Raw genomic sequence first — 25,655 nt, 5'->3', positions numbered from 1 at the left:
ATTTCTTCCGGCTTGAAGTTTTTCCTTTTCCATATCCCGTACCGACCCCGTTATCTTTTTCTCTGCCGTAAACCGCTCCTTTGCAGGCTGAATTGATTGGTCCTGGCGGCTTGAAGTTTATAAGAGAAGGGCGTGAAAGAAGGGCCATGGTCTGTAGCGGCCAACGGCCACTGAGAAGGGCTGCGTTGGTGCTGCTTTGCCTATTCCGTTACCCGGCAAGAGGAATATTGTCCTCGGTCTGATGAAGCGTTGAGTTCAGCAATAAGATTGTAACTTAGCGACAACAACGCTACATGCGATTTGCAAAGTTTTGTGAGAGCTGAGCATTCGACAAGTGTTCAATATCTGCGCCAAAAAGCATGAATGAATTTTACTGTGATCAAGTCTCTGTCGGATTAAGGTGGTGCAGGGGATGTAGCCTGTTGGCAGTGAATGCGAGTAAATAGGGGGGATTTTGAAAGCGGAGATAAAAAAACCTCCTCGTAGGGGAGAGAGGAGGTTTAGGGGAGTCCGTACTAAGTGCCGGACGTGAGTTAGCTGTTTGGATTGATCTGTTTGTACAGGGTATTGGCCTGATTAACCAGATCGCCGCTCAAGGCGAAACCAAGGAGGTGATCTTCGTTGTCTTTGTACACCAGCTTATGATTTTCACCGATGTCGGTTTCCGTTTCCCAGCCTTCCTGGTCATTTGCACCAAGTGGCAGGCTTAGCATAATCGACAGGGTTGACGTTTTGGTTTTAATCAATGGGGAAACCGCGTGGAATGGAAGATCCTTCTCACCTTTTAAATGCGCAGCGATAGCGGTTGCTTGACGTCGAATCGGTTCCAAGAAGGCTTGAACGCCCGCTTCAGACTCGGCGCAATCACCAATTGCATACACATCCGGATTTGAGGTCTGGCAATAGTCATTAATTTTAATGCCACGGTTGATTTCCAGATTAAGTTTTTTGGCCAGTCCGACATTTGGCGCGATACCAATTGCAGACAGTACCATGCCGGTATTGAGCTGCTCGCCAGAATCTAGTTTCAATTCATAGCTTCCGCTTGTCCCGTTCATTTCAGAAACCATTTGACCAAAGCGGATATCAACGCCTTTTGCAGTCAGTTTATCGGCCAGGTCACTGGCGATTGTCTCAGGTAGCATGCCCGGCATTAATTGCTCTTCACGAACCATCATGGTGACCGACATACCGGCTTCCGCCAGATCTTCTGCCATTTCCGTTCCGATCAGACCGCCGCCGATAATGGTAACGTGGTCGATTTCCGTGATGGACTTACGGAATTTTCGGTAGCTTGGCAGATCGTTCAGGGTAATCATTTCATGACCAACTTTACCGCCTACTTCAGGCTTCAGCGCTTTGGCACCCGTAGCAATAATCAGTTTGTCGTAATGAAAATTCCCTTTGGTGGTGATTACTTTTTTACGCTTTTCATTAACCGACATAACACGAGTTAAGGTCTTTACACCCATGTCGAGCTCGCTGGCTTTCTGCTGTGCGCTATACTCTTTCAGGTCATCGGCAGAACGGTCTTGGCGTAGCGCCATAGACAAAGACGGTTTAGGGTAAACTACGCCATCATCTGCGGTAATCAGTGTGATAACGGCATCAGGCAGTTCACGACGAATCGATTCGGCAACCTGCCAGCCGGCATAGCCGGAACCGATGATCATGACGTCGGCATAATCACTGACTTTGTGTTTCGGTAAATCGCCATCCGCAACCGCCTTAGGCAATTGATCCAGTGGAATAAAGTCGGCTTTACTGACAAGGCATAGAGGGCAGTACCAATCATCAGGAATGTCTTCAAAACGCGTTCCAGGAGCAAGCCCTGAATCCGGATCACCTTCTTCTTCATCGTAAATTAAGCCGCATACTTTACAGATGTACTTGCGATATTCTTCGGTCATAACTTTACTCCTTTGAAACGCCCTTGCCTCAGCTGCTTTTTAAGCGGCTTCCAGACCGACTTCCAGACGTTGAATTTCTTTACGTAAATGCTTGATTGATGGTGTGACGATAATCACGAAATAGGCTTCACGCCATTTGCGCTGTGCAGGTGCATCAACGATGTAGCCTTTTGCACCGGCATGCTGCATAACCGAGTCTGCCGCGCGTTTACAAATCTCTGCACCCAACAGGCGGGCTTCCAAAACGGAGCGGAAAAATTCATCGCCAGGTGTGTAAGGTGTCTCACAAAGTTCTTTAACAATTTCCACTGCGTCATTCAGCTCTTCCTGCAGTTCTTCTGGCGTATTGTCCAGATACTGGTTGATTGCGCTTTGTGACAGGTTGGATTGGTTCATTTCGTTAATACAGCCTTGGATAACGCCAACGGCCATACCTGCTTGCAGAAGGACAAAACCGGCTTTGATTTTTTGCAGATAAGGTCCGACTGGATCCGCCAGAAGATATTTTTTCGGAAGGAATGCGTTGTCAAAGACCATCGCAAAAGTTCCCGTCCCTTCCATGCCGACAAACTCAACTTGCTGTTGCAGTGTCAGGCCTTCAAGATCACATGGAATCAATGCCATCGCGTCTCTAAGCGTATTACCTTCTTCGTCCTGTACGTGGAAAATCGAGCCGAAGAAATGTTTGTCGGATTCCGGCCAGATATTGGATACCCATGGCAAAGCGCCGTTTAGGATATAGCCGTCTTCGGTTTCGATCGCGGAGATTTTCAGCGGTTCGATACCGGCAAAGTATTTCATCGGGTTGGAAAGTGAAGTTGCCCCGAATAGTTCACCTGTCATCATTTTCGGCAGGATTTCAGTTTTCAGGTATTCGTTGTCCGCGTTTTCGATATACCATGCGCAGACCGTGTGTGCCCACATCATAAAGCCGGTCGACATACACTCTTCGGATACCAAGGCCATGTTGTGAATGGTTTTGAACAGATCCAGCTTGCCACCGTTTTGCGAAGGGATATGCGGGCTGTAGGCATCAATTTTACCCAGCTCGGATAGCACCTCGGTGGTGTATTTCCCGTGGTCGATATCGACTGTAAGAGGTTTTAATGTTTTTTGGACCACTTCTTGAATCATGATGATCTCCTTGTGAATTTTGTGTACCGATGCTGAGACCGGTACACAAACTAAATCGTGTTTAGACTAATTCGCCTGACATTTTGACTTGGTTCATGTAGGTGTTCGCTACTGGAGACCATTTCATTGCGTGTGCGACAAGCTCTTCAAGCTTCTCTTTAGGCGTACCAGGAGATTCGATTGTGAAGAAAGCGCGTACTTCGGTTACACCTAGAGGTTTGTTAGGATCAAGGTCACCAGTACCCCAAACCGCAGTGATGTTGATATCACCTTCAAGTGCAACTTCCAGTTTAGTTAGAGGGATGCCCTGGTTAGTAGCGTTCGCCTGAACACCAACAGAAAGACATGAACCTAGAGAAAGTAGGGCCATTTCAGAAGGGTTTGGTGCAGTATCTTCACCAAGTAGTCCAGGTGGTTCGTCAACAACAATCGCAGGAAGGTCGCGAATGTAGTTATAGTTTTTGAACTGGCCTTCTAGAACGGTTTTTGATTTTAGCGTTTTAACGGCATTTGGATCTGCTTTACCCGCTTCACCCAGTTTGTTTAGACCGTCAGTATCGATTGGACGTAGGCATGATGGAATAACTACTGCTGCATCAGACATTTTTTTCTCCTAATTGGATTTTTCAAGGTTTTACAAAGTCATATTTCGACTGTGAAATATGCTTTACACATAGCGTCCGGAATACCAAAAATTTAAAAGCACTTATTTTTCAACGACTTATTTAATTTGTGTTTTTTTGAAGCATTACAAATAGTTACAATTGAATACAAATGTAAGGTTTGGAGTGTTGAATGGTTAACAATGTCTGACAATGTAAGTAGTGAATGGGGAAAGAAATTGAGGGGATATTAATAAACTTTATAAAAAACAGTAGGTTATAAGTCTTCTTAAAGAGTTGGCACGAGAAATGCGTTAAGGTCAGTGCTTTTAACGATTTTATACAAAGAGGGAGATAAACCTATGTTAACTAAAGTAGCAATGACTGAAGCAATTGTATTGGCTAAAAATGAAAAGGGCCTTGGATGGACTGATATCGCGGCGGCAGCAGGCCTAAGTGAAGTTTATACCACCTCTGCTTGTTTAGGTATGAACCACCTGGACGCAGAGCCAGCAACCAAAGTTGCAGAATTACTCGGTCTGGGAACCGATGTTGCTGAAGCATTGCAGGCATTCCCGCATAAGAGTTGGGAAAAAGCGGTTCCGACAGATCCATTGATCTATCGTCTATACGAAATCGTCGGTGTTTACGGTCCGACGATGAAAGAGCTGATTCACGAAAAATTCGGCGACGGTATTATGAGTGCGATCGATTTCTCGATGGATATCGATAAAGAAGAGAACCCACTAGGTGACCGCGTTGTGGTAACCATGAACGGTAAATTCCTACCTTACAAAGCCTGGTAACAGACTGTTGTAAAACTCCTTAATTAGTTTTTGTTTTAAGCCTTTGAACCATTTGGTGGTTCAAAGGTTTTTTTTTGCCTGTTGATTGGCATCTCTAAAACGGTAACTCTTTGTTTTACTTAAGGTATGTAGATTCTGTTAATAATCCACCTACAATTATCTTAAGCTCGAAAAAATATTCAAAGATAATAAGAATTGTTATTGTTTACAGTTGGGTTTCGGTTTATATTTGTCCTTCCTTCAAAAACAGAGGGTGTTTTACCCAGGGAGATGAAACGGATGAAACGATTTAACTTTACACTATTCAGTACGCTTTTTATGGCGGTGACTCTGGCGATGCCAGTGCATCAGGCCAGTGCGGAAGAGGTGGTTAATGTCTATTCTGCCCGTAAGGCCCAGTTGATAAAGCCTTTGCTGGACGAGTTTTCCAAAGAAAGCGGGATTACGGTTAATCTGATTACCAGTAAAGCGGACGCGCTCTTAAAACGCCTTGAATCGGAAGGACGTCGTTCGCCTGCCGATATTCTGATTACGACGGATGCAGGGCGTTTGCACCGGGCGAAAGAGTCCGGTGTATTGAAGGCCGAAATCGATCGGGAGCTTCTGGAAAAGGTTCCGGCGAATCTTCGGGATAAGGATAACTATTGGCTTGGACTGACCACTCGCGCTCGCGTGGTCGTGTATGCCAAAGATCGTGTGGATCCAAAGGATCTTTCGACCTATGAAGCTCTGGCGGATTCTAAATGGAAAAATAAGATCTGTATCCGCTCTTCTAACAATATCTATAACCAGTCGCTGGTGGCGTCGATGATCTCGCATCAAGGCGAGGAAAAGACGGCGCAATGGGCCGAGGGATTGGTGAAGAATCTGGCGCGTAAGCCAAAGGGCGGCGATCGCGATCAGGTTAAGGCGGTTGCAGCAGGACAGTGTGATCTGGCCGTCGTGAACACCTATTATCTGGGACAGATGCTAAACGGCAAGGATCAGGCGCAGCGTCAGGCGGCAGACAAGGTCGCGGTTTTCTGGCCAAATCAGCAGGATCGCGGTACGCATATTAATGTCAGCGGTATCGCCATTACCAAATCGTCGAAAAATACCGCCAACGCCAATAAACTGATTAAATTCCTGTTGTCGGAAAAATCGCAGCAGTGGTATGCCGAAACCAATAATGAATATCCGGTTCTTGATGGTGTGCAGGTCAGTGATACCCTGAAATCCTGGGGAACTTTCCATAGCGACAGCTTGAATCTTTCCAAGCTGGGCGAGCTGAACCCGGCTGCGGTCAAGATTATGGATCGCGCAGGCTGGCGTTAAGGAAAAAGGCGCTCTCTGCAGGATAGGTTTTTAATGGGAAATTTATGACAAAATCGCCAAGGCTTTGGCTTTTTATTACCATTCTGATTGCATTCGTGATGACCACACCCATCTGGGTGCTGGTCTCTTTTGTTTTTGAGTCAGGAGGCAATAACTGGCAGCATCTGATGGATACGTTGCTGCCCGACTATATCCTGAACTCGATCCTTCTGATGATCGGGGTGGCTTCCGGCACCCTGCTTCTGGGGGTGCCTGCCGCCTGGTTGATCAGCCATTACCGGTTCGTCGGCAGTCGCTGGCTGCACTGGGCGCTACTGCTGCCTTTGGCAATGCCGGCCTATATCAGTTCTTACACCTATACCGGGCTCTTGGAGTTCGAAGGGCCGGTTCAGTCGGCACTCAGAGAGATTTTCGGCAACGGTGTCTCACTCTGGTTCCCGGAAATCCGCTCGGTGGGCGGTGCGATTCTGCTGTTCTCGTTCGTCTTATACCCCTATGTTTATCTGCTCAGTCGCAGTGCTTTCGGCGGGGCCAGTCAGCATGCGCTTGAGGTCAGTTGTACTTTGGGCGCGGGCCCTTATAAAAGTTTCCTGCGTATCGCCTTGCCGATGGCCAGGCCGGCGATTATCGCCGGGGTGACTTTGGCGCTGATGGAGACGCTGGCTGATTTCGGTGCAGTGCAGCATTTTGGGGTGGATACTTTTACCACCGGGATCTACAGAACCTGGTCCGGGTTGGGCGATACCTCAACGGCGGTACAGTTGTCGCTGGTGCTGCTGGCATTTGTCGGTGTTCTAATTCTGGTTGAGCGCTGGTCGCGTAAGCAGCAGCGCTATTTTGGCGGGTATGCGAAAGGCGATGCAGTTGAACGGGTTGTGCTTTCCGGCCGTCGAGGAATGGCGGCGTTTGCGGTCTGTTTCCTGCCGATTCTGTTCGGGTTTCTGGTGCCGAGCGGTCAACTGCTGTATTGGACGGTCACCACCGCCGAGACTGGCTGGAATAATGAGTTCTTTGAATTGGCCTGGAACAGCTTCTCACTCGCTTTCATTACGGCAGTCGTTGCGGTGATTCTGGCGGTGATTTTGGCGTACGCCAAACGGATCAGTGCCAATAAAACCGTTTCGCAGACGGTTCAGCTGGCGCATCTCGGTTACGCGGTTCCGGGAACGGTCTTGGCGATCGCTATTCTGATTCCATTGGCGTGGCTGGACAAAACAATCGATGATTTCTTTTATGAAAATTATCAGATTTCTACCGGACTGTTGCTCTCGGGGACTTTGTTTGCGCTGGTGTTTGCCTACAGCGTGCGTTTTCTGTCGGTCTCCTTGCAGTCGGTGGAATCCGGTTTGCAGCGCATCAAACCGAGTATGGATGATTCGGCACGTACGCTGGGCGCCTCTTCGTGGAATATTCTCGGACGCATTCATTTGCCGTTAATGAAAACCAGCCTGCTGACCGCGTTGATTCTGGTGTTTGTCGAGGTTTTGAAAGAGCTGCCGACGACGCTGATCCTGCGACCGTTCAATTTTGATACTCTGTCAATCCGTGCCTATGAAATGGCGGCGGATGAGCGGCTTGCCGACGCCGGTCTGCCGGCTCTGCTGATTGTGCTTACCGGCCTGATTCCGGTTATTATCTTAAGTAAGTTAATGGATAAATCTCATGCCTGAATTGAATCTCCATCAAGTCCAAGCCAGCCATCAGGCGCATACCGTGGTGAATCGTATCGACCTCAGATTGCGCGAGGGCGAGATCGGTTGTCTGCTCGGCCCCAGCGGCTGCGGAAAAACCACTTTGCTGCGGACGATTGCCGGGTTGCATGCGCCGAGCGGTGGTGAAATTCGTATCGGCGAGACGTTAATGGCGTCGGACAGGGTGAATGTGCCGACCGAGAAGCGCAAAATCGGCATGGTTTTTCAGGATTATGCGCTCTTTCCGCACATGACCGTGTACGACAATATCGCTTTCGGTTTGGATAAGTTTCCGGCGGCGCTGAAGCGCGAGCGTATTCAGCAGCTGCTGGAATTGATCGGCTTGCCGCAGGTCGGCGATCGTTATCCGCATCAGCTTTCGGGAGGCCAGCAGCAGCGCATTGCTTTGGCCAGAGCTTTGGCTCCGCGCCCGACGATGCTGTTAATGGACGAGCCGTTTTCCGGGTTGGATGTCGAATTGCGCGAATCGCTGGCCAGAGAGGTTCGCGGAATTTTGAAATCTGAGGGAATCAGCGCTCTGATGGTCACACATAACCAGAATGAAGCCTTTGCGATGGCCGACTCGGTGGGGGTTTTAAAGGACGGTAGACTGCTGCAATGGGATACGCCCTATAACCTCTATCATCAGCCTCTGCATCCGTTTATTGCCGATTTTATCGGTCAGGGGTCGTTAATCAGCGGTCGTGTCTGCGATTGCCGCGCGGTGCACACCGAGCTTGGCCTCTTAAAAACCCATCTGCCTTTCGGCACCGAGTCCGGTGAGGAAGTTTCGGTACTGGTTCGTCCGGACGACATTATTCATGACGATAGCAGTGACTGGAAACTGGAAGTGGTTAACCGCGCATTCCGCGGTTCGCATTTCCTGTTTACCCTGAAGCTGCCGAGCGGCGAAAAGGTAATGTGTATGAGCCAGTCGCATCACGACCATCCGGTCGGTTCGAAAATCGGTATCAAGCTGGAAATGGATCATGCCGTGGTCTTTCCAAAAGCCCTCTCGGGCGAATAGCACAAAAATTCGATTTGCATACATTATTGCTTTATCCCTCCTGCAAGGCTTTCTTGCCGTTGCAGGTTTAGGCGTCAAATCCAAAAAACCAAATCTGTCCCTCTTTTAAGGGGAGGCTTGCCTGCGGATTGTCGCGCATCACTTCCTCGCTCCTTTTATTTATACAGGCGTCAACGCTCGCTGCAGTCTGCCTTCATAGCGGTTTTCCCTTGGCGGGAGTCGGATTCACTCTATATTAATTAACTCTTGTTCTGATTTTGGTCGCCAGAGCGAACTTCTGTTTTCGCTTCTTAGCACCTCTTCTCTCTATTCTCCGTTACAGCCATTTTTGTTTGCTGCAGACCGTTGTCTGAGGCTAAAGGTTTCCCGATATTAAAAAATAATTACTAAAGTTAAAAAAAAGTTCTTGTCATGAAAAAACGAATTGTTTAATATGTGAATCAAAGTTTCTTGAGAGGAAAACTTTAAATGGAAAAAAATTCTTATGTTCTAACGATTTCATGCCCGGATCGCGTGGGGATTGTCGCCAAGGTTTCGGCGTTTCTCGCGGAAAACAATTGCATGATCTCGGAAGCCAATCATCATGCGGATGCGCATTCCGGCATGTTCTTTATGCGCAATGAAATTACCGATATTCAAATCTCGGATGAGGCGTTTCGGGAAGGTTTCTCGAAAATTGCCGAAGAGTTTGAGATGAAGTGGCAGTTGAACTCAACCTGCGTCAAAAAACGCGTTTTACTGATGGTCAGTAAACAGGATCACTGTCTGGCCGACTTGCTTTATCGCTGGAGCAGCGGCGAATTGGGCTGCGATATTCCATGTGTGATTTCCAACCATCTGGATATGAAAGCGCTGGTCGAATGGCACGGTATTCCTTATATCCATATTCCGGTTACGCCGGATAACAAGCCGCAGGCATTTGCCGAAGTGGTCAAGTGGGTCGAACACTACGAAGCGGATACGATTGTGCTGGCGCGCTATATGCAGATTATCCCGCCGGCGCTGTGCGAAAAATACCCCGGTCAGATCATCAATATTCACCACAGTTTTTTGCCGTCTTTCATCGGTGCCAAACCTTACCATCAGGCATTTGTGCGCGGGGTCAAGCTGATCGGGGCGACCTGTCACTACGTGACCCAGGATTTGGATGCCGGACCGATTATCGAACAGGACGTGACCCGCGTTTCGCATAGCGAATCGGCGGAGCAGATGGTGGTGCTCGGAAAAGATGTCGAGAAGAACGTCTTGGCACGAGGTTTGAAATACCACTTGGAAGATCGTGTGTTAGTGCACGGCAATAAGACCGTCGTGTTTGCTTAGGAGACTGGAATGCCGCTCAGATTACTTAAATATGCATGGAAAAAATCCGAAGACGAACCGCGTTTTTTCCCCGATGAAAAGCCGCTGAAAAAAGCCTATGACGTGGTCATTATCGGAGGCGGAGGCCACGGTATGGCCTGTGCTTATTATCTTGCGAAAGAACACGGTATCACCAATGTTGCGGTGCTTGAGCAGGGCTATATCGGCGGCGGAAACACCGGTCGAAATACGACGATCGTGCGCTCCAATTACCTGACGTCGGAAGGGGTGAAGTTCTACGACGAGAGTCTGAAACTGTTTGAAGATCTGAGCGACGACTTTGATTTAAACATCTTTTATTCGACGCGCGGTCATTTCACTTTGGCGCACACGGATAGTGCGATGCGCACCATGAGATGGCGTGCCGAGGTCAATAAGCATCACGGAATTGACAGTGAGGTGGTCGATGTCGAAACCATTCAAAAAGAAGTGCCCTATATGGATATGAGCTGTAACGGGCAGCATCCCGTTATGGGCGCGCTGTACCACGCTCCGGGCTCGGTTGCCCGTCATGATGCGGTGGCTTGGGGCTATGCTCGGGGCGCGCAACAGCGCGGTGTCGAGATTCATCAGAAAACCCGGGTCACGGATATTAAAACCAAAGGTGGGAAAGTGGTCGGGGTGGAAACCGATCGCGGCTTTGTCGAAGCCAAGAAGGTGATTTCCATGGTGGCGGGATCGACGCCGAGAATTACCGAGATGCTGGAGATTGAGACGCCAATCGAGATTTTCCCTCTGCAGGCTTGTGTCACTGAGCCGGTGAAGCCTTTTATGGACACGATTGTGGTGTCTGGAAGCCTGCATGTCTATGTCAGCCAGTCTTCGCGCGGCGAGTTGGTCATGGGGGCATCCGTCGATCCGGCAGAGCTGCACTCGACACGTTCAACACTGGACTTTGTTGAAGGTCTGACCGATCAGATGATGGACCTGTTTCCGTTTACCAGCCGTCTCAAAATTATGCGCCAGTGGGCAGGGATGAGCGATATCACGCCGGATTTTGCGCCGATCATGGGTAAAACCGATGTAGAGGGCTTCTATCTTGATGCCGGCTGGGGAACCTGGGGTTTCAAAGCAACGCCTATCAGCGGAAAAACCATGGCGTATACCGTGGCGAACGACACGCCGCACGAACTCATTAAGCCGTTCAGCCTGTCGCGCTACACCGACTTCAAACTGGTCGGCGAAAAAGGCGCGGCTTCGGTCGGCCACTGAGCGAAGCGCAGGAGAAGAGTTATGAAATTTGTTACTTGTCCGAGTTTGGGGCGCCGAGCGCTGAGCGAGTTCACTTACGGCGGCCGACTGGAAAAAGAGCCGGATCAGGAAAGCGTTTCGGAAAAGGCGTGGACGGATTATGTTTTTTACCGCAATGGCGCGCCGCAAACTTTGAAAGAGTGGTGGTATCACCGTCCGACGGGCATCTGGTTTTTGTTTGAGCGTAACACTTTGACCGACCGCATTACCCGGGTCGAATTTGCCAATAGAGGGATCGAAAATGAAGCTTAGACTTGCACCGCAGCCATTGGAATGGATCGATCGAAAAACCAGCGTTTCGTTCACGTTTGAAGGTCAAACGGTTTCCGGCTTTAAGGGAGATGTCATCAGCAGTGCGCTTTGGGCTCAAGGGAGCAAGGTCGTCGGTCGCAGTTTTAAATATCACCGTCGCCGTGGGCTGTTGAGTTTTGCGAATCACGACATCAATGCGCTGTTGCAGGCGGATGATCGTCCGAATGTCCGTGCCGATGTTGTTCCGGCTGAAGATGGTATGTCGCTGACCGCGGTCAATACCTTCGGCTCTCTGGCAAGTGACAAAGGTGCGCTGGTCGAGTGGATCGGCAAATTCCTGCCGGTCGGATTTTATTACCGGGCATTTTATTCGCCGAAGTTTCTGTTCCCGAAATGGGAGCGACTGATTAGGGAGATGGCCGGTCTGGGCAAAGTGGATACCGATTGGAGCGAAGAGCGTAAACCCAAACGTTACCTGCATTGCGATGTGGTGGTCATCGGTGCCGGTCCTTCGGGTATGGCGGCGGCGATCGCGGCAGCCAAACAGGGCGTGGATGTCTGCCTGGTTGACGAGAACCCCTATATAGGCGGTTCACTGGATTATCAGTATGTGAATGACGACAGCCAGCAACTCAATCGTAAGTATTTGAAAGAAACCGTTGAGTCCATGCCGAATATTCAGGTTATTACGTCGTCCTATGCAGCCGGCTATTACGGCGACCACTGGTTGGGGATCAATACGCCGGACGGACTGATTAAGCTATCGGCACAAGCGGTTGTCGTCGCCAGCGGTGTGTTCGAGCAGCCAGCGGTGTTTCGTAATAACGACCTTCCGGGGGTGATGAACGCTTCGGCGGCGCAACGTTTAATGGCGCGTTATGCGGTGGCGCCCTGTAAAGAGGCGGTCATTCTGACGAGCAATCCAGAGGGGTATCGTGCCGCATTGGATCTGCATAAAAACGGCCTGGTTGTGAAAGCGATTCTGGATACCGGGAAAACCGTCGGCGAATGGGTTTCTCAGGTTAAGAGTGCAGGAATCCCGGTGTTTGAGAATGCCGTGATTGTTGAAGCGACAGGGCGCAAGCAGCTGCAAGGCGTCACTTTCGAAGTCAGTGGTGTGCAACATCATCTGCCGTGTGACGGTTTGCTGATGAGTGTCGGTTGGGCACCTGCCGGAGCGCCGCTTTATCAGGCGGGAGCCAAGTTCAGCTACAACTATACGGTTGAGCAGCTGCTTCCGGTTGAATTGCCAGAGGGCGTTTTTGCCTGCGGACGCATTAACGGGGTGTTCGAGATTGAGGATCGCATCAAAGACGGTGAACAGGCGGGAACCGCGGCCGCGCAGACGGTGTTGGGCAAGGTGGCGATTGCGCCTGTTGACTATACCGCCAAGTCGGCGCACTCCAACCCTTATCCGATCTGGCCGCATCCGAAAGGCAAAGAGTTTGTCGACTTCGATGAGGATATTCAGGTCAAGGATCTGAAAGGTGCCATCGCGCAGGGGTTTGACAATATTGAACTGATGAAGCGTTTCTCGACCATCGGCATGGGGCCGAGTCAGGGCAAACACAGCAATATGAACGGAATCCGTATTCTGGCGAAAATGACCGGAAAAACCATTGATCAAACCGGTTCAACTACCGCCAGACCGATGTTCCATCCGACGCCGGTATCGCATCTGGCGGGAATGCGTTTTCGTCCGGAGCGTTTGACGCCGATGCACTCTTTTCATCAGCAGCGCAATGCCTGTTTCATGGAAGCCGGAAGCTGGCTGCGACCGGAATATTATCCGACGGCAGAGACGCGGGAAGCTTCGATTGCCGCGGAAGTGTCGGCAGTAAGAAATTCCGTCGGGCTGATCGATGTGTCTACGCTCGGCAAGCTCGAAGTCTTCGGCCGCGATGCCGGCGAGTTGATGGATCGCCTGTATACCATGCGCATGTCGAATATGAATGTCGGCGCCAGTCGCTATGCATTGATGGTCGACGAGACCGGTGTGGTGATCGACGACGGTGTTGCGGTGCGCTATTCCGAGGAACATTTCTATGTCACTACCACGACGTCCACTTCCGATTCGGCCTATCGCCTGATCCAGAAGAAGGTTATCGAGTGGGGCTTGAAAGTGACCGTGCTCAATCGTACCGGGCAAATCGGCGCCATGAACCTTGCCGGGCCGAACAGTCGCAAAATTCTGTCTCAGCTGACGGACCTGGATTTATCGAACGAAGGCTTTCCGTATCTGGCGATGCGTCGTGCGCAGGTGTGCGGCGTTGAGGCGACCTTGATCCGTGTCGGGTTTGTCGGCGAGTTGGGTTATGAAATTCATACCGATTCGCAGTCGGCACTGAAAATCTGGGAGTCGATTATGGAGATCGGCAGCGATTACGGTATCCAGCCGTTCGGCGTGGAAGCGCAACGTCTGCTGCGTCTGGAGAAGGGGCACATTATTGTCGGACAGGATACCGACGGTCTGACCAATCCGTTCGAAGCGAATATGCCGTGGTCGGTTCATCTCAAAAAACCGTATTTCCTCGGCAAGCCCAGCCTGGTGAAGCTGAAAACCCTGCAGAGCCGGACTCTGGTCGGTTTTGAACTGCTTTCACAATCGAAAAAGGATATGCCGCTTGAATCGAATCTGCTGATAGAAAACGGCGAAATGATCGGTCGAGTCACTAGTATCGGCCGCAGTGCAACCCTGAACAAGGTCATCGGTCTAGCAATGGTCGAGACGGCCTTCTCGGAAGAGAATCAGGTGTTGAAGATTAAATTGACCGACGGTCGTTTTGTTGATGCCAAGGTCATCAAGACCCCGTTTTACGATCCGCAGGGATTGCTGCAGAAGCCGGATGAATCGAAGGAAGGAGAGGCTGCATGACGAATCAAGTTGTACAACTGGCACCGAAGAGCCTGGCGAATTTGCTGCATCTTCGCGGAGAGGGCGTGAATGAAATTTTGGCGTCGTTCGGCGCGGACTCACTGGAGATTTTCCAGTATCGCCAGTTGGGCGATGGGCAATTTGTCGCCAAGCTGGGTGCTGACGAGCTGTATGTCAGTGTAGAGCCATCCGTAGAGCTTGCGGAGGAAAAAAATCAATATGCATTTCCAAGAGGAGATGCTGCGTTTGAATTGTCGGGAAACTGGAAAGCGTTGCTGTCTGAAGTCTGTATTTACGACTTTCGTCAATGTCGGCCGGGGGATTTCCTGATGGTATCGATTGCCGGTATATCGGCCTGGTTACTGATTCCAGAATCCGATAAACCGCTCATTTTAGGATGTGACCCGACCTATGGGCACTACTTTCAGGAAACTTTAATTAAGCAAATAGAAAAGTCGCCTTTTCTAAAAACGGAGCTCGAAAATGACGATAGAAGAAGCTAAGAAATTTCTCGAAGAAAACCAGATCAAATTCATTCTGGCGCAGTTTGTCGATATTCACGGGGTCGCAAAGACCAAGTCGGTACCCGCAAGCTGTCTGGAATCCATTGTTGAAGACGGTGCCGGATTTGCCGGGTTTGCCGTCTGGGGCATGGGGATGGAACCGCATGATGCGGATTATATGGCCAAAGCCGATTTGAGTACTTTAAGCATTATTCCCTGGCAACCCGGTTATGCCCGCGTCGCTTGTACCGGCTATGTCAATGAAGCGCCTTACGAATACGACACCCGTCATATCATGCTGAAACAGATCGAGCGCTTATCCGAGAAAGGCTGGACGCTCAATACCGGGATCGAACCGGAGTTCAGTCTGCTGCGTCGCAATGAAAAAGGCCATCTGGTTCCGCATGATGAGAGCGATATTCTGGACAAGCCATGTTACGACTACAAAGGGCTATCGCGCTCCAGAGCGTTTTTGGAAAAGTTTGTCGATTCTCTACAGCAGGTTGGCTTTGATGTCTATCAGATCGACCATGAAGATGCCAACGGTCAGTTTGAAATCAACTATACCTATTCGGATGCCAAGACTTCGGCAGATCGCATTACGTTCGTGCGCATGGCCGGAAGCGAGATTGCCAACGAGATGGGCATGATCTGTTCGTTTATGCCGAAGCCGAACGCCAACCGTACCGGAAACGGCTTTCACTTCCATTTGTCGATTACCGATGATGCCGGAAATAACCTGTTCAAAGACGAGTCCGATAGCAACAATCTGGGATTGTCGGAGTTGGCCTATCACTTCCTCGGCGGCCTGATGCATCATGCCAAAGCCTTGTGCGCCTTTGCTGCGCCGACCGTGAATTCTTACAAGCGTCTGGTGGTCGGACGCTCTCTGTCCGGAGCCACCTGGGCGCCGGCATTTATCAGTTATGGAGATAACAACCGCTCGGCGATGATCCGCATTCCTTATGGACGTTTGGAATTCCGTCTGCCCGATACTGGTTCGAACCCTTATCTGGTGACGGCTGCGATTATCGCCGCCGGTCTGGATGGTGTCGCCAACAAGCTGGATCCGGGCGAGCCGCACAATATCAACCATTACGGTCTGTCGCTTGAAGAGATCAAGGCGCGAGGCATTGATACCTTGCCGCAGTCTCTGTCCGAAGCTTTGGACGAATTGGAAAAAGATCCGCTGTTTGAAGAGCAGTTTGGCAGTAATTTTTTGAAAGAGTTTATCGATATCAAACGCATGGAGTGGGTCGAGTACCAGCGTCACGTGTCTGATTGGGAGTTAAACCGATATGCAGAGTATTTTTAAAGGAGAAGGCTCATGTGTGGAATTGTAGGGTTGTATTTAAAAAATAGCGCACTGGAGAGCCAGCTCGGGAAACTGTTCGAGCCGATGCTGATCGCTATGACCGGACGCGGTCCGGACAGTGCCGGCTTTGCTATTTACGGCGATGAAGTTTCCGAGGACATGATCAAGCTGACGCTTCAGCATGAAGATGAGCATTATCCCTGGCATATTCTGGCCGAGAAGCTGGAAGAGGAGTTCAAGACGGATGTTTCAGTCATGCATAACGCCAATGCCGCGGTACTGAAACTCAAAGCGGATGAGACATCGGTTCGTGAAACCATCGCGGAGTTTGATCCGAGCATTCGCATTATGAGCGTCGGGCGTTCTATCGAAATCCTTAAAGAAGTCGGTTTGCCCGAACAGATCGCCGAGCGTTTTACGCTGTCCGGCATGAAAGGTTCGCATATTGTCGGTCACACCCGTATGGCGACCGAAAGTGGCGTCACCATGGAAGGGTCGCACCCATTCTCGACCGGAATGGATCTGTGTCTGGTGCATAACGGTTCGCTTTCTAACCATAACCGTTTGCGTGAAGAACTTCAGAAAGAAGGGATTCAGTTCGAAACGGAAAACGATTCCGAAGTGGCGGCCGGTTACCTGACCTGGCGTCTGCGTCAGGGGGCAAGCGTTCAGGAAGCGCTGGAAGGCGCGATTGAAGATCTTGACGGCTTTTTTACTTTTACGGTGGGAACCAAAGACGGCTTTGCAGTCGTGCGCGATCCGATTGCCTGTAAGCCTGCGGTTATGGCGGAGACAGAGGATTATGTCGCTATGGCCTCGGAATACCACGCACTGTCGACCCTGCCGGGCATCGAAAATGCCAAGTTGTGGGAACCGGATCCGGGAAAAGTTTATTTCTGGGGTAAAGGTTAAGTGTGAAAGACAGAGCAGCGAAATAGAAAGGATTTGCCATGAAATTTGATTTAAAAACACAAACGGTCCGTGAGGTGAATCAGGCTTTGCACGATTTGCCTAAGGATAAGCAGGCGGAAGTCGAGATTAACGGTATCAGCGGTGACCACAACCTTGCGGTCGGGATGGATCATCCGGTCAAGATCACTCTGAACGGTCATGCCGGTTATTACTGCGCAGGAATGAATAAAGAAGCGGAAATCATTGTCAACGGCAATGCCGGTCAAGGGGTGGCTGAAAACATGATGTCCGGCAAGGTACATGTCAAAGGTAATGCCAGCCAGTCGGCGGCAGCCACGGCGCACGGCGGATTGCTGGTCGTGGACGGCGATGCGGCGGCGCGCTGCGGTATCTCGATGAAAGGCGTCAATATCGTCGTTAAAGGTTCGGTCGGTCACATGAGTGCGTTTATGGGCCAGTCGGGTTGTCTGGTCGTTTGCGGCGATGCCGGTGAAGCCCTGGGCGACTCTCTGTATGAAGCTCACCTGTATGTCAAAGGCAAGGTGGAATCTCTGGGCGCGGACTGTATCCAGAAAGAGATGCGTTCGGAGCACCTTGAAGAGTTGTCCGCTTTGCTCAAAGAAGCGGGCTGTGACGATAACCCTGAAGACTTTACCCGTTACGGTTCCGGAAGACAGCTGTACAACTTTAAAGTCGACAATACTTCTGCTTACTAAATTTAGCCGATCAAGAATTAAGGAGTCTGTTATGACAATGGAAAAACCAGGATTAATCGAGTCGGCTACATTTAGTCGCGATGTGATTCATGAAATTCAACGTGCAGCGGATACCGGGATTTATGATATCCGCGGTTTCGGTGCCAAGCGTAAAGTGCCGCATTTTGACGACCTGCTTTTCTTAGGTGCGAGTATGTCCCGTTATCCGCTGGAAGGGTATCGCGAAAAATGCGGGACGGACGTGACGCTGGGAACCCGCTTCGCGAAAAAGCCGATCAAACTGGATACGGTAGTCACCATTGCCGGGATGAGTTTCGGTGCACTTTCAGCCAATGCCAAAGAGGCCTTGGGGCGCGGCGCGAACATTGCCGGTACTTCGACCACCACCGGTGACGGCGGGATGACGCCGGAAGAGCGCCAGAACTCGAAAACGCTGGTGTACCAGTATCTGCCTTCGCGTTACGGTATGAACCCGGACGATTTGCGTAAAGCCGATGCCATCGAAGTGGTGTTGGGGCAAGGTGCGAAACCGGGTGGCGGCGGAATGCTTCTGGGACAGAAAATCACCGATCGTGTAGCCCAGATGCGTACCCTGCCGAAGGGAATTGACCAGCGTAGTGCCTGTCGTCACCCTGACTGGACCGGCCCGGATGATCTGGCGATCAAAATTCAGGAACTGCGCGAGATTACCGATTGGCAAGTGCCGATCTATATCAAGGTCGGTGCGACGCGTACCTATTACGATGTCAAACTGGCGGTGAAAGCCGGTGCCGATGTGATCGTCGTGGACGGTATGCAGGGCGGTACGGCGGCGACTCAGGACGTCTTTATCGAACACGTCGGAATTCCGACCATGGCGGCAATTCCGCAGGCGGTTCGCGCGCTGCAGGAGATGGGCATGCACCGCAAGGTTCAGTTGATTGTTTCCGGCGGTATTCGCAGTGGGGCCGATGTCGCTAAATGTATGGCGCTGGGTGCCGATGCGGTAGCGATCGGAACGGCAGCATTGGTGGCGCTGGGCTGTAACCACCCGAAATGGGATGAAGAGTATCAGAAGATCGGTTCGGCCGCCGGGTTCTATGACGATTACCACGAAGGCAAGTGTCCGGCAGGGATCTCCACTCAGGATCAGGATCTGGCATCGCGTTTGGATCCGGTCGATGCAGGTCGTCGTTTGGCCAATTACCTGAATGTGTTGACGCTGGAAGCGCAGACTCTGGCGCGTGCCTGCGGGAAATCGCATCTGCATAATCTGGAGCCGGAAGATCTGGTTGCTTTGAATGTAGAAGCGGCGGCAATGGCAGGTGTGCCTCTGGCCGGAACCAATTGGATTCCGGGTAAGGAGTTCTAAGCCGTCATGAGTGCGCAAATCATTGATGGTAAGACGGTCTCTAAGGCCGTCCGGCAGAAAATCAAAAGCCAGGTGGACGAGCGCTTGTCACAAGGGCTTCGTGCTCCCGGTCTGGCGGTGATTCTGATCGGCGACGATCCGGCGTCTTCGGTGTACGTCAATAACAAGAAACGCGCCTGCGAGGAAGTCGGGTTCGTTTCCAAGTCTTGGCACTGGCCGGAGACCACGACGCAGGGAGAACTGCTGGCCCTGATCAAAGAGCTGAACGAAGACCATTCGATTGACGGAATTCTGGTTCAGCTGCCGCTGCCGGCGCATATCGAAGCCGAAACGGTGATTGAATCGATTCATCCGGATAAGGATGTTGACGGTTTTCACCCATACAATATCGGGCGTTTGACGGTACGGATGCCGACTTTACGCCCTTGTACACCTTACGGTTGTATGACGCTTTTAAAGCATTACGGTTTGTCGGCCAAGGGCAAGCATGCAGTGATCGTCGGAGCGTCGAATATTGTCGGTCGGCCTATGTCGCTGGAATTGCTTCTGGCGGGGGCGACTACGACGGTCTGCCACCGTTTTACCGCTGATCTGCAAACGCATGTTTCCATGGCCGATATTCTGGTAGTGGCGGTCGGAAAGCCGAATTTCATTCCGGCGCAATGGCTCAAGCCGGGCTGCATCGTGCTTGATGTCGGTATCAACCGTTTGGAAGACGGCTCTTTGACCGGGGACGTTGATAAGGAAGCGATGAAGATCGCTGACTTCGTCACGCCGGTTCCCGGTGGTGTCGGTCCTATGACCATTGCAACGCTGCTGGAGAATACGCTGCTTGCCTGTGAAAGACATCAGCAGAGTCCGTATTTTTCTACTTAGTACTAATTTTTGTTGACTCACTCACTTCGTTTTGCCATGTTGATCGCTAAGACACATGGCTTTTTTGCTTTGGAGATTTAAATTTATGAATGTTGCGGTGTTAATCCATGCGCCTTTTGAAAGACTGGGGCAGATCCGCCTATGGCTTGAGCAACGCTCGGCGGTAATTCATGAAGTGCTGCTTTATCAGCAGGACGCCGTTTATCCACCATTGGAGGAGACCGATCTGGTAATCGTGCTCGGCGGCCCCATGAGTGTTAATGAAGAGGATAAATACCCTTGGCTGGTCAGCGAGAAGGCGTATATCCGCGAAGTGGTTGCGGCGGATATCCCGTTGCTGGGAATCTGCCTCGGCGGGCAGTTGATCGCCACCGCTCTGGGTTCCAGTGTCACCCTGAATCCTGAAACGGAAATCGGCTGGCATCAGGTTGAACGAACTTCGAATTCCGCAGACGTTTTTCAATTTCCGCCAAGCATGGAGATTTTCAACTGGCATGGCGAGACGTTTGAATTGCCGCAAGGTGCGGTGCGTTTGCTGCGTAGCCGGGTTTGTGAGAATCAGGGATTTCAGATCGGCAGGCGTATCATCGGTTTGCAGTGCCATCCGGAAGTTCGCGCTCAAGAAATTCAGCAATGGGTGGATGAAATCGGCGGGCAGATGGTCGAAGGGGATTATGTTCAGAGTCCGTCGGAAATGCTGGATGACGCTGATCGGAAAGTGCTTACCGTCAGGCCGGTATTGTTCGATCTTTTGGCGTATTTAACTGCTCCTGCCTGATTTTGTCCTCGGTCGGGGGTAATCATCGCCGAGTTATTGGCTGGGCGATTGAGCGCCCTGGTTTTGGTCTGTTTTAAATCGCTTTGGAAAAAACTCCGAGTCGAGTGTTCGTAAATCCCTGGTTCCGATAAAAATCGATTGCCGGACGATTCTCCAGGTCATAAACCAGTTGCATTCGATTGCAGCCGTTTTCCCGGCACCATTCTTTCAGTGCGTTCATTAACTGTGTACCGATCCCTTTACCCTGATATTCAGGGTGCACGATAACATCTTCAATCCATGCGGATTTCTGTCCTGTCGCTGTCGAGTAGACCCATTGTGCCGTGCACATTCCGATTAATTCATCGCCGTCCAATGCGACTAGAGCGCCGCAGTCGGGCTGTTCGATAATTTTCTGCAGTGCGGAACGGTGTTTTTCCGGAGCAAACTCGAAGTCCGCTTCGATGGAAAAGAGGATGCGCAGCAGTTCGGTCATTTGTGCAATGTTTTGCCGCTGTGCGTGTTGAATGCTGATGCTCATGATTTATCCTTGGTCAATGCGAATTATATTTATACAAGATTAAAGCATTTAAAAGCAAAAGGCCGCATATGCGGCCTTTTGTTGTGGGCTATAGACGTTTAACCTTATTGTTTGTGATCAAACTCAGGATAAGCTTCCATACCGCACTCTTTCATGTCCATACCTTCCAACTCTTCTTCTGTTGAAGGGCGAAGTCCCATTACCTTATCGATAATAAACAGGACAATAATTGAAGCGATGAACATCCATGCAAAGGTGGCTAGAGTTCCAATCAGCTGACCGGTGAAAGTCGCGTCACCGTTACTGAACAGCACTGCGAAAATCCCCCAGATACCGACCGTACCGTGAACCGAAATCGCCCCGACAGGATCGTCAATGCGGATTTTATCCATGAACATGACCGAGAAGAATACGATCGCACCACCAACAGCACCAACAAATACTGCTAGACCCGGAGACGGAGCAAGCGGTTCTGCAGTAATCGCCACCAGACCGGCCAGAGCACCATTAATGACCATAGTCAGATCCGTTTTACCGAATTTGAACTTGCTGAGCAGAGCGGCAACGATCATACCGGCTGCGGCAGCGGCATTGGTGTTAACAAAGATTTTTGCAACCGCATTCGCTTCGTCAACGTTGGCAACTTTCAGTTCTGAACCGCCGTTGAAACCGAACCAGCCCATCCACAGGATAAACATACCCAGTGTCGCCATTGGCAGATTGGCACCCGGAATCGCACGGACTTCACCGTTCGGACCGTAGCGACCGATACGAGGACCAACCATAATGACGGCTGCTAAAGCGGCTGCTGCACCGGCCATGTGAACCACGACGGAACCGGCGAAATCCTGGAAGCCAAGCTGATCTAGCCAGCCGCCACCCCATTTCCAGTAACCTTCCATAGGATAGATAATCGCCGTCATGACAACTGCGAAGACCAGGAATGGCCACAGTTTCATACGTTCGGCAATGGCACCGGATACGATGGACATGGTTGCTGCCGCAAATACGGCCTGGAAGATGAAGTCCGACATGCCAGAGTAGTAAGGCGCGTCGTCCCCACCGGCAATAACCGCTTCAACGGTATTATCCGCACCCAGCAGGAAGCTCAGGTTAGGAAGATAAGCGCTGATCGGGTCGCCCGGATACATGACGTTGTAACCGACGAATAGATAGACGGTACAGGCCACACTGTATAGCAAGGCGTTTTTGGTGAGAATTTCAACGGTGTTTTTGCTGCGCACCAGACCGGCCTCAAGCATTGCAAAGCCGGCCGCCATCCACATAACAAGAACGGCGCTGACTAAGAAATAAAAGGTATCCAGTGCATAAGATAATTGTAAAAAATTGCTTTCCATAAAGTTTTACCTCAATTAATTTGTTCCCTCATAATTGAAATTAGAAGTGAAGTTATAAAGCGGCTTCGCCAGACTCACCGGTCCTGATTCTGATCGCGTTTTCGACCGGGGATACGAAGAGTTTTCCGTCCCCGAGTTTGCCTGTATGGGCACTGGAAGAAATGGTTGTGATAATCTCCTCCAATTGCTCATCGAGAACGACCAGCTCAAGCATGATTTTAGGGACAAATGTGACTTCGTATTCGGTACCACGATAGATCTCCTTGTGCCCTCTCTGACGACCATATCCCTTCACTTCCGTCACTGTAAGGCCGTTTATTCCTAACGTTGTTAGAGCTTCACGTACATCAGTTAATCTGTGAGGGTTTATGATCGCTTTGATTTGTTTCATAAGCGACCTCCATGAGGAAAAATGTCTAATTCATTAAAGAAGAGGGCAAATGGATTGCCCTCTAAACATTGGTATGGAACAAGTATACCGACTAGCCATTAGATAGTTTCTTGCCAGTAAAATAAAATTCTTATATTTCAATAACTTGTGATTTTTCAGGAATAAAAAGTTCCTTTTAAGAAACTTTTTATTGCACCAATGGCGGGAAAATTATTTGTTTTGGTGCGTACTGAATAGGGAGAAAGGTACGGTTTTTTGGAGATTAAGCGACAGGGTTGTCATAGATGACAACGTTGAGGAATTTAATCGGCACTTTAATGAGTTCTTCCGGGCCGTGAGAGACTTTGGCATCGTAAGTCAGAGAGTCGCCGGGCTTCATATGGTATTTGGTTTTTCCGTGTCGGTAGATCAGTTCTCCTTCAAGCAGGAACATAAACACTTTTCCCTCATGTGAGAAGGTCGGAAAAATCTCGCTTTGATTATCCAGAGAGATCAGAAAAGGCTCGAAAAGTTTTTTCGGACCGGAGTCATAGGCCAGAAGATGATAGGTATGACCTACTTTGGTTCCTCTTCTGACGACTTCCAGGCGTTCGTTTGCTTTAACGTGTTGTGCGGTTTCACCCTCGGTATCGAATTCTTTGAACAATGCCGAAATCGGGATGCCCAGCGCCTGAGAGATTCTTAAAAGCGAATCCAGACTCGGAGATACCTGTCCGTTCTCAATCTTGCTCAACATGCCGCGACTGATATTCGATTGTTCGGAAACTTCGGCAATCGTCAAACCTTGTTTTTTACGGAATTCATGGATGGTGCGGCCAATGAATGCGTCCAGGTTAGTGTGTTTATCCATAGGGTTTCTTGTATCTTTTGTATTTCAGCAATTATTTAGGTCAAATCTTATCCTATTGCCGTGGGCGCTGCCAGATTCAAATCAAATCCGCGGGGATTAATACGTGAATTAAGAGGATAAAGTCCTGTGGTGATGGAATTGGCAGGTCATGTTTAAAAAGACAGAATCAAGACGAGTAGAATTCGAGATATAAAACTGAAATTATTTTGGTTTTTAGTTCAGGTGGTATGATGAAAAAAATCATCAGTGTTGTTGTTTTATGCAAGAAGAAAAGACCGTCGTTGCCGAGAGTGCATCTTATGATAAAGCCTGGTATGCAGAGAAATTCCGCGGCATTCATGTGTTGTTAGTAGAAGACAATAAAATTAATCAGGATGTTGTAAAAGAATTGCTGGAACACGTCAACTTAATTGTCAGTGTTGCAGATGATGGCCGTGAGGCAATTGACAAAATTCTTGAAACCAAATTTGATGCGGTATTAATGGATGTACAGATGCCAGTGATGGATGGTTATGAAGCCACCAGATTAATTCGCAGTGACCCTCGCATTTCAAAAATGGTTATTATTGCGTTAACGGCAAGTGCGATGAACGGCGACAATACGGAATGTTTGAATGTAGGAATGAATGATATTGTCTCTAAACCCATTGATCCGAAAAGACTCTATTCGACGCTCTCACGCTGGGTAACATCATCAGAAAAGAACATTCCAACCCTTTGCAAAGTCGCTAAACCACTCCAAATCTCGCAGGAAGAACTCATCGATATCTTGCAGGGATTTGATGTTAAAGGGGCGACTTCCCGATTTAATAATGACTTTTTAATCTATATCAAAGTTCTGGAGAAATTTCTGAAACTTTACGATAGAGATACGGTTAATTTTTTACAAAATATGGTTGATTCAGGGGAGTTAGAGAGCGTCCAAAAGCTGGCGGCTACCTTAAAGAGAACCGCGAAAAATATTGGTGCTGTTGAAATGCAAACCGTGTTTGAGGAATTAGAAAGCGCAGCGGCCGGAGAAAATTTACCAATAACCTTATCTTTGCTTCAGAAAGTAACCGAGGTTTTCCTCGCGTCTCGAGCGCATATCGAACAAGCGGTTTTACTCAAAAATCGAGAAGCATAAATTTAAGAGAATACCGAGGGTGAAAAGAGGAAAACGCAATCGAGGGTTTACAGGTTCAGACTTTCTAATCGTTCTAAAACGATATCAAAATCAAAGCACTCGATGAGTTGGTCAAATTGCTCAAAATTTGAAGTGCCAAGTAAATGTTGAAATTGTGCGGAGCGTTCCGTCCAGTATTGATATGTAAATGCATCAAACGTTTTTAACATCTGTTTCAGAACAGTGAGCTCTTTGAGAACGTCTTCCTTATCGATTTTTCTGTTAAGTGGCGTTTCATTTTTTTCGCATTTAACTCGAAGGTATTCATCTATTTCGATATGAAGTAGTGAATAGTTTGCAGCAAGACTTTTTAAAAGGGGTCTTAATTCGAGTTCGTACTGCTCATGCTCCAGCCATGTTTCGCGATGTTTTGTTAACCAGTGCTCAATGGAGTCGGCCAGGTATGAGAGTTTTTCGGCGCCTATAGTGGCTCCCATTCCTTTTAAGGAGTGGACAAATCGTGTTAAAGCGGCGATATCTTGTTCTGCTAAAAGGGCATTTAATTCATCGGTAATATTGCCATATTTTTTTACAAATTTTTCCAATGTTGCGACAAGTAATTTTTCAGAGTCGCCCATCATTTTTAGTGCGACTTCTTTGTTAAAAATCGCCTTATCATTGTCCGGCATACTTAGCTTTCCCATATTGGCTTGTGCAATTAATGATCCTTAAGGGATCTTGATTAAAACGAGCTCTACA

Annotated in this window: 24 protein-coding genes; 16 read left to right on the top strand and 8 right to left on the bottom strand. The window is 49.5% G+C overall.

Going from position 1 to position 25,655, the window contains the following annotated elements; all coding sequences use genetic code 11:
• Window positions 1-533: 533 nt before the first annotated feature.
• The 3 genes from HQN79_RS11560 to HQN79_RS11550 form a co-directional block, all read right to left on the bottom strand.
• On the bottom strand, window positions 534-1,910 hold the full coding sequence (locus HQN79_RS11560; RefSeq protein ID WP_173286711.1) for an FAD-dependent oxidoreductase: 1,377 nt from the start codon (window positions 1,908-1,910) through the stop codon (window positions 534-536).
• Between the two features lie 39 nt (window positions 1,911-1,949).
• Complete coding sequence (locus HQN79_RS11555) at window positions 1,950-3,044, bottom strand: acyl-CoA dehydrogenase family protein (protein ID WP_173286709.1); 1,095 nt, start codon at window positions 3,042-3,044, stop codon at window positions 1,950-1,952.
• Between the two features lie 61 nt (window positions 3,045-3,105).
• Window positions 3,106-3,648 carry an OsmC family protein gene (locus tag HQN79_RS11550; RefSeq protein WP_173286707.1) on the bottom strand — a complete coding sequence of 181 codons (543 nt, stop codon included), beginning with the start codon at window positions 3,646-3,648 and terminating at the stop codon, window positions 3,106-3,108.
• 360 nt (window positions 3,649-4,008) lie between these two features.
• Between HQN79_RS11550 and cynS the strand changes: the two genes are divergently transcribed.
• The 15 genes from cynS to HQN79_RS11475 all read left to right on the top strand — a co-directional run bounded on the left by cynS (window position 4,009) and on the right by HQN79_RS11475 (window position 20,672).
• Window positions 4,009-4,452 carry a cyanase gene (gene cynS, locus HQN79_RS11545; protein ID WP_173286705.1) on the top strand — a complete coding sequence of 148 codons (444 nt, stop codon included), beginning with the start codon at window positions 4,009-4,011 and terminating at the stop codon, window positions 4,450-4,452.
• A gap of 279 nt (window positions 4,453-4,731) precedes the next feature.
• Entirely contained in the window at window positions 4,732-5,766 is a 1,035-nt protein-coding gene (locus HQN79_RS11540; RefSeq protein ID WP_338065235.1) for a Fe(3+) ABC transporter substrate-binding protein, read from the top strand.
• Between the two features lie 44 nt (window positions 5,767-5,810).
• Window positions 5,811-7,436 carry an ABC transporter permease gene (locus tag HQN79_RS11535; protein ID WP_173286701.1) on the top strand — a complete coding sequence of 542 codons (1,626 nt, stop codon included), beginning with the start codon at window positions 5,811-5,813 and terminating at the stop codon, window positions 7,434-7,436.
• Complete coding sequence (locus HQN79_RS11530; protein ID WP_173286699.1) at window positions 7,429-8,484, top strand: ABC transporter ATP-binding protein; 1,056 nt, start codon at window positions 7,429-7,431, stop codon at window positions 8,482-8,484. The genes HQN79_RS11535 and HQN79_RS11530 overlap by 8 nt, the downstream gene beginning before the upstream one ends.
• 468 nt (window positions 8,485-8,952) lie before the next feature.
• Window positions 8,953-9,804 carry a formyltetrahydrofolate deformylase gene (purU, locus tag HQN79_RS11525; protein ID WP_173286697.1) on the top strand — a complete coding sequence of 284 codons (852 nt, stop codon included), beginning with the start codon at window positions 8,953-8,955 and terminating at the stop codon, window positions 9,802-9,804.
• Window positions 9,805-9,813: 9 nt separating this feature from the next.
• The gene (locus HQN79_RS11520; protein WP_173286695.1) at window positions 9,814-11,055 is read left to right on the top strand and encodes an FAD-dependent oxidoreductase; all 1,242 of its coding nucleotides are present in this window, start codon (window positions 9,814-9,816) and stop codon (window positions 11,053-11,055) included.
• Window positions 11,056-11,076: 21 nt separating this feature from the next.
• Window positions 11,077-11,346: a sarcosine oxidase subunit delta gene (locus HQN79_RS11515; RefSeq protein ID WP_173286693.1), complete on the top strand. Its 270-nt coding sequence runs from the start codon at window positions 11,077-11,079 to the stop codon at window positions 11,344-11,346.
• Entirely contained in the window at window positions 11,336-14,221 is a 2,886-nt protein-coding gene (locus HQN79_RS11510) for a 2Fe-2S iron-sulfur cluster-binding protein (protein WP_173286691.1), read from the top strand. Before HQN79_RS11515 ends, HQN79_RS11510 begins: the two co-directional genes overlap by 11 nt.
• The gene (locus tag HQN79_RS11505; RefSeq protein ID WP_173286689.1) at window positions 14,218-14,724 is read left to right on the top strand and encodes a hypothetical protein; all 507 of its coding nucleotides are present in this window, start codon (window positions 14,218-14,220) and stop codon (window positions 14,722-14,724) included. The genes HQN79_RS11510 and HQN79_RS11505 overlap by 4 nt, the downstream gene beginning before the upstream one ends.
• On the top strand, window positions 14,705-16,039 hold the full coding sequence (gene glnT / locus HQN79_RS11500; protein WP_173286687.1) for a type III glutamate--ammonia ligase: 1,335 nt from the start codon (window positions 14,705-14,707) through the stop codon (window positions 16,037-16,039). The genes HQN79_RS11505 and glnT overlap by 20 nt, the downstream gene beginning before the upstream one ends.
• A 12-nt stretch (window positions 16,040-16,051) precedes the next feature.
• Entirely contained in the window at window positions 16,052-16,951 is a 900-nt protein-coding gene (locus HQN79_RS11495; protein WP_173286685.1) for a class II glutamine amidotransferase, read from the top strand.
• 38 nt (window positions 16,952-16,989) lie between these two features.
• The gene (locus tag HQN79_RS11490) at window positions 16,990-17,667 is read left to right on the top strand and encodes a GltB/FmdC/FwdC-like GXGXG domain-containing protein (protein WP_173286684.1); all 678 of its coding nucleotides are present in this window, start codon (window positions 16,990-16,992) and stop codon (window positions 17,665-17,667) included.
• A gap of 31 nt (window positions 17,668-17,698) precedes the next feature.
• Window positions 17,699-19,018, top strand: a complete 1,320-nt coding sequence (locus HQN79_RS11485) for an FMN-binding glutamate synthase family protein (protein WP_173286682.1) — start codon at window positions 17,699-17,701, stop codon at window positions 19,016-19,018.
• 6 nt (window positions 19,019-19,024) lie between these two features.
• Window positions 19,025-19,894, top strand: coding sequence for a bifunctional methylenetetrahydrofolate dehydrogenase/methenyltetrahydrofolate cyclohydrolase FolD (gene folD, locus HQN79_RS11480; protein WP_173286680.1), 870 nt, complete (start codon window positions 19,025-19,027; stop codon window positions 19,892-19,894).
• 85 nt (window positions 19,895-19,979) lie between these two features.
• Entirely contained in the window at window positions 19,980-20,672 is a 693-nt protein-coding gene (locus HQN79_RS11475; protein WP_173286678.1) for a type 1 glutamine amidotransferase, read from the top strand.
• Between the two features lie 73 nt (window positions 20,673-20,745).
• Here the strand turns inward: HQN79_RS11475 and HQN79_RS11470 are convergent, their stop codons facing one another.
• The 4 genes from HQN79_RS11470 to HQN79_RS11455 all read right to left on the bottom strand — a co-directional run bounded on the left by HQN79_RS11470 (window position 20,746) and on the right by HQN79_RS11455 (window position 23,791).
• Complete coding sequence (locus HQN79_RS11470) at window positions 20,746-21,192, bottom strand: GNAT family N-acetyltransferase (RefSeq protein WP_173286676.1); 447 nt, start codon at window positions 21,190-21,192, stop codon at window positions 20,746-20,748.
• A 104-nt stretch (window positions 21,193-21,296) separates the two neighbouring features.
• On the bottom strand, window positions 21,297-22,550 hold the full coding sequence (locus HQN79_RS11465; protein ID WP_173286674.1) for an ammonium transporter: 1,254 nt from the start codon (window positions 22,548-22,550) through the stop codon (window positions 21,297-21,299).
• 52 nt (window positions 22,551-22,602) lie between these two features.
• The gene (locus HQN79_RS11460) at window positions 22,603-22,941 is read right to left on the bottom strand and encodes a P-II family nitrogen regulator (protein WP_173286672.1); all 339 of its coding nucleotides are present in this window, start codon (window positions 22,939-22,941) and stop codon (window positions 22,603-22,605) included.
• A gap of 262 nt (window positions 22,942-23,203) precedes the next feature.
• Complete coding sequence (locus HQN79_RS11455) at window positions 23,204-23,791, bottom strand: helix-turn-helix domain-containing protein (protein WP_173286670.1); 588 nt, start codon at window positions 23,789-23,791, stop codon at window positions 23,204-23,206.
• A gap of 259 nt (window positions 23,792-24,050) precedes the next feature.
• Here HQN79_RS11455 and HQN79_RS11450 point away from each other — a divergent pair, with 259 nt between their 5' ends.
• A complete protein-coding gene (locus tag HQN79_RS11450; protein ID WP_173286668.1) occupies window positions 24,051-24,917 on the top strand; it encodes a response regulator in 867 nt (288 codons plus the stop codon).
• Window positions 24,918-24,964: 47 nt separating this feature from the next.
• Here HQN79_RS11450 and HQN79_RS11445 read toward each other — a convergent pair whose 3' ends face one another.
• Window positions 24,965-25,585: an Hpt domain-containing protein gene (locus tag HQN79_RS11445; protein WP_173286665.1), complete on the bottom strand. Its 621-nt coding sequence runs from the start codon at window positions 25,583-25,585 to the stop codon at window positions 24,965-24,967.
• Window positions 25,586-25,655: the final 70 nt, after the last annotated feature.

Source organism: Thiomicrorhabdus xiamenensis (assembly GCF_013282625.1).
Lineage (GTDB): Bacteria > Pseudomonadota > Gammaproteobacteria > Thiomicrospirales > Thiomicrospiraceae > Thiomicrorhabdus > Thiomicrorhabdus xiamenensis.
Note: the sequence above shows the minus strand (reverse complement) of the source record. Positions and strands in the feature narration are given on the sequence as shown.

Bases quoted from the DNA above. Each gene is read 5' to 3' on its own strand.
- HQN79_RS11560 (WP_173286711.1), bottom strand. From the start codon at position 1,910: ATGACCGAAGAATATCGCAAGTACATCTGTAAAGTATGCGGCTTAATT.
- HQN79_RS11555 (WP_173286709.1), bottom strand. From the start codon at position 3,044: ATGATTCAAGAAGTGGTCCAAAAAACATTAAAACCTCTTACAGTCGAT.
- HQN79_RS11550 (WP_173286707.1), bottom strand. From the start codon at position 3,648: ATGTCTGATGCAGCAGTAGTTATTCCATCATGCCTACGTCCAATCGAT.
- cynS (WP_173286705.1), top strand. From the start codon at position 4,009: ATGTTAACTAAAGTAGCAATGACTGAAGCAATTGTATTGGCTAAAAAT.
- HQN79_RS11540 (WP_338065235.1), top strand. From the start codon at position 4,732: ATGAAACGATTTAACTTTACACTATTCAGTACGCTTTTTATGGCGGTG.
- HQN79_RS11535 (WP_173286701.1), top strand. From the start codon at position 5,811: ATGACAAAATCGCCAAGGCTTTGGCTTTTTATTACCATTCTGATTGCA.
- HQN79_RS11530 (WP_173286699.1), top strand. From the start codon at position 7,429: ATGCCTGAATTGAATCTCCATCAAGTCCAAGCCAGCCATCAGGCGCAT.
- purU (WP_173286697.1), top strand. From the start codon at position 8,953: ATGGAAAAAAATTCTTATGTTCTAACGATTTCATGCCCGGATCGCGTG.
- HQN79_RS11520 (WP_173286695.1), top strand. From the start codon at position 9,814: ATGCCGCTCAGATTACTTAAATATGCATGGAAAAAATCCGAAGACGAA.
- HQN79_RS11515 (WP_173286693.1), top strand. From the start codon at position 11,077: ATGAAATTTGTTACTTGTCCGAGTTTGGGGCGCCGAGCGCTGAGCGAG.
- HQN79_RS11510 (WP_173286691.1), top strand. From the start codon at position 11,336: ATGAAGCTTAGACTTGCACCGCAGCCATTGGAATGGATCGATCGAAAA.
- HQN79_RS11505 (WP_173286689.1), top strand. From the start codon at position 14,218: ATGACGAATCAAGTTGTACAACTGGCACCGAAGAGCCTGGCGAATTTG.
- glnT (WP_173286687.1), top strand. From the start codon at position 14,705: ATGACGATAGAAGAAGCTAAGAAATTTCTCGAAGAAAACCAGATCAAA.
- HQN79_RS11495 (WP_173286685.1), top strand. From the start codon at position 16,052: ATGTGTGGAATTGTAGGGTTGTATTTAAAAAATAGCGCACTGGAGAGC.
- HQN79_RS11490 (WP_173286684.1), top strand. From the start codon at position 16,990: ATGAAATTTGATTTAAAAACACAAACGGTCCGTGAGGTGAATCAGGCT.
- HQN79_RS11485 (WP_173286682.1), top strand. From the start codon at position 17,699: ATGACAATGGAAAAACCAGGATTAATCGAGTCGGCTACATTTAGTCGC.
- folD (WP_173286680.1), top strand. From the start codon at position 19,025: ATGAGTGCGCAAATCATTGATGGTAAGACGGTCTCTAAGGCCGTCCGG.
- HQN79_RS11475 (WP_173286678.1), top strand. From the start codon at position 19,980: ATGAATGTTGCGGTGTTAATCCATGCGCCTTTTGAAAGACTGGGGCAG.
- HQN79_RS11470 (WP_173286676.1), bottom strand. From the start codon at position 21,192: ATGAGCATCAGCATTCAACACGCACAGCGGCAAAACATTGCACAAATG.
- HQN79_RS11465 (WP_173286674.1), bottom strand. From the start codon at position 22,550: ATGGAAAGCAATTTTTTACAATTATCTTATGCACTGGATACCTTTTAT.
- HQN79_RS11460 (WP_173286672.1), bottom strand. From the start codon at position 22,941: ATGAAACAAATCAAAGCGATCATAAACCCTCACAGATTAACTGATGTA.
- HQN79_RS11455 (WP_173286670.1), bottom strand. From the start codon at position 23,791: ATGGATAAACACACTAACCTGGACGCATTCATTGGCCGCACCATCCAT.
- HQN79_RS11450 (WP_173286668.1), top strand. From the start codon at position 24,051: ATGCAAGAAGAAAAGACCGTCGTTGCCGAGAGTGCATCTTATGATAAA.
- HQN79_RS11445 (WP_173286665.1), bottom strand. From the start codon at position 25,585: ATGCCGGACAATGATAAGGCGATTTTTAACAAAGAAGTCGCACTAAAA.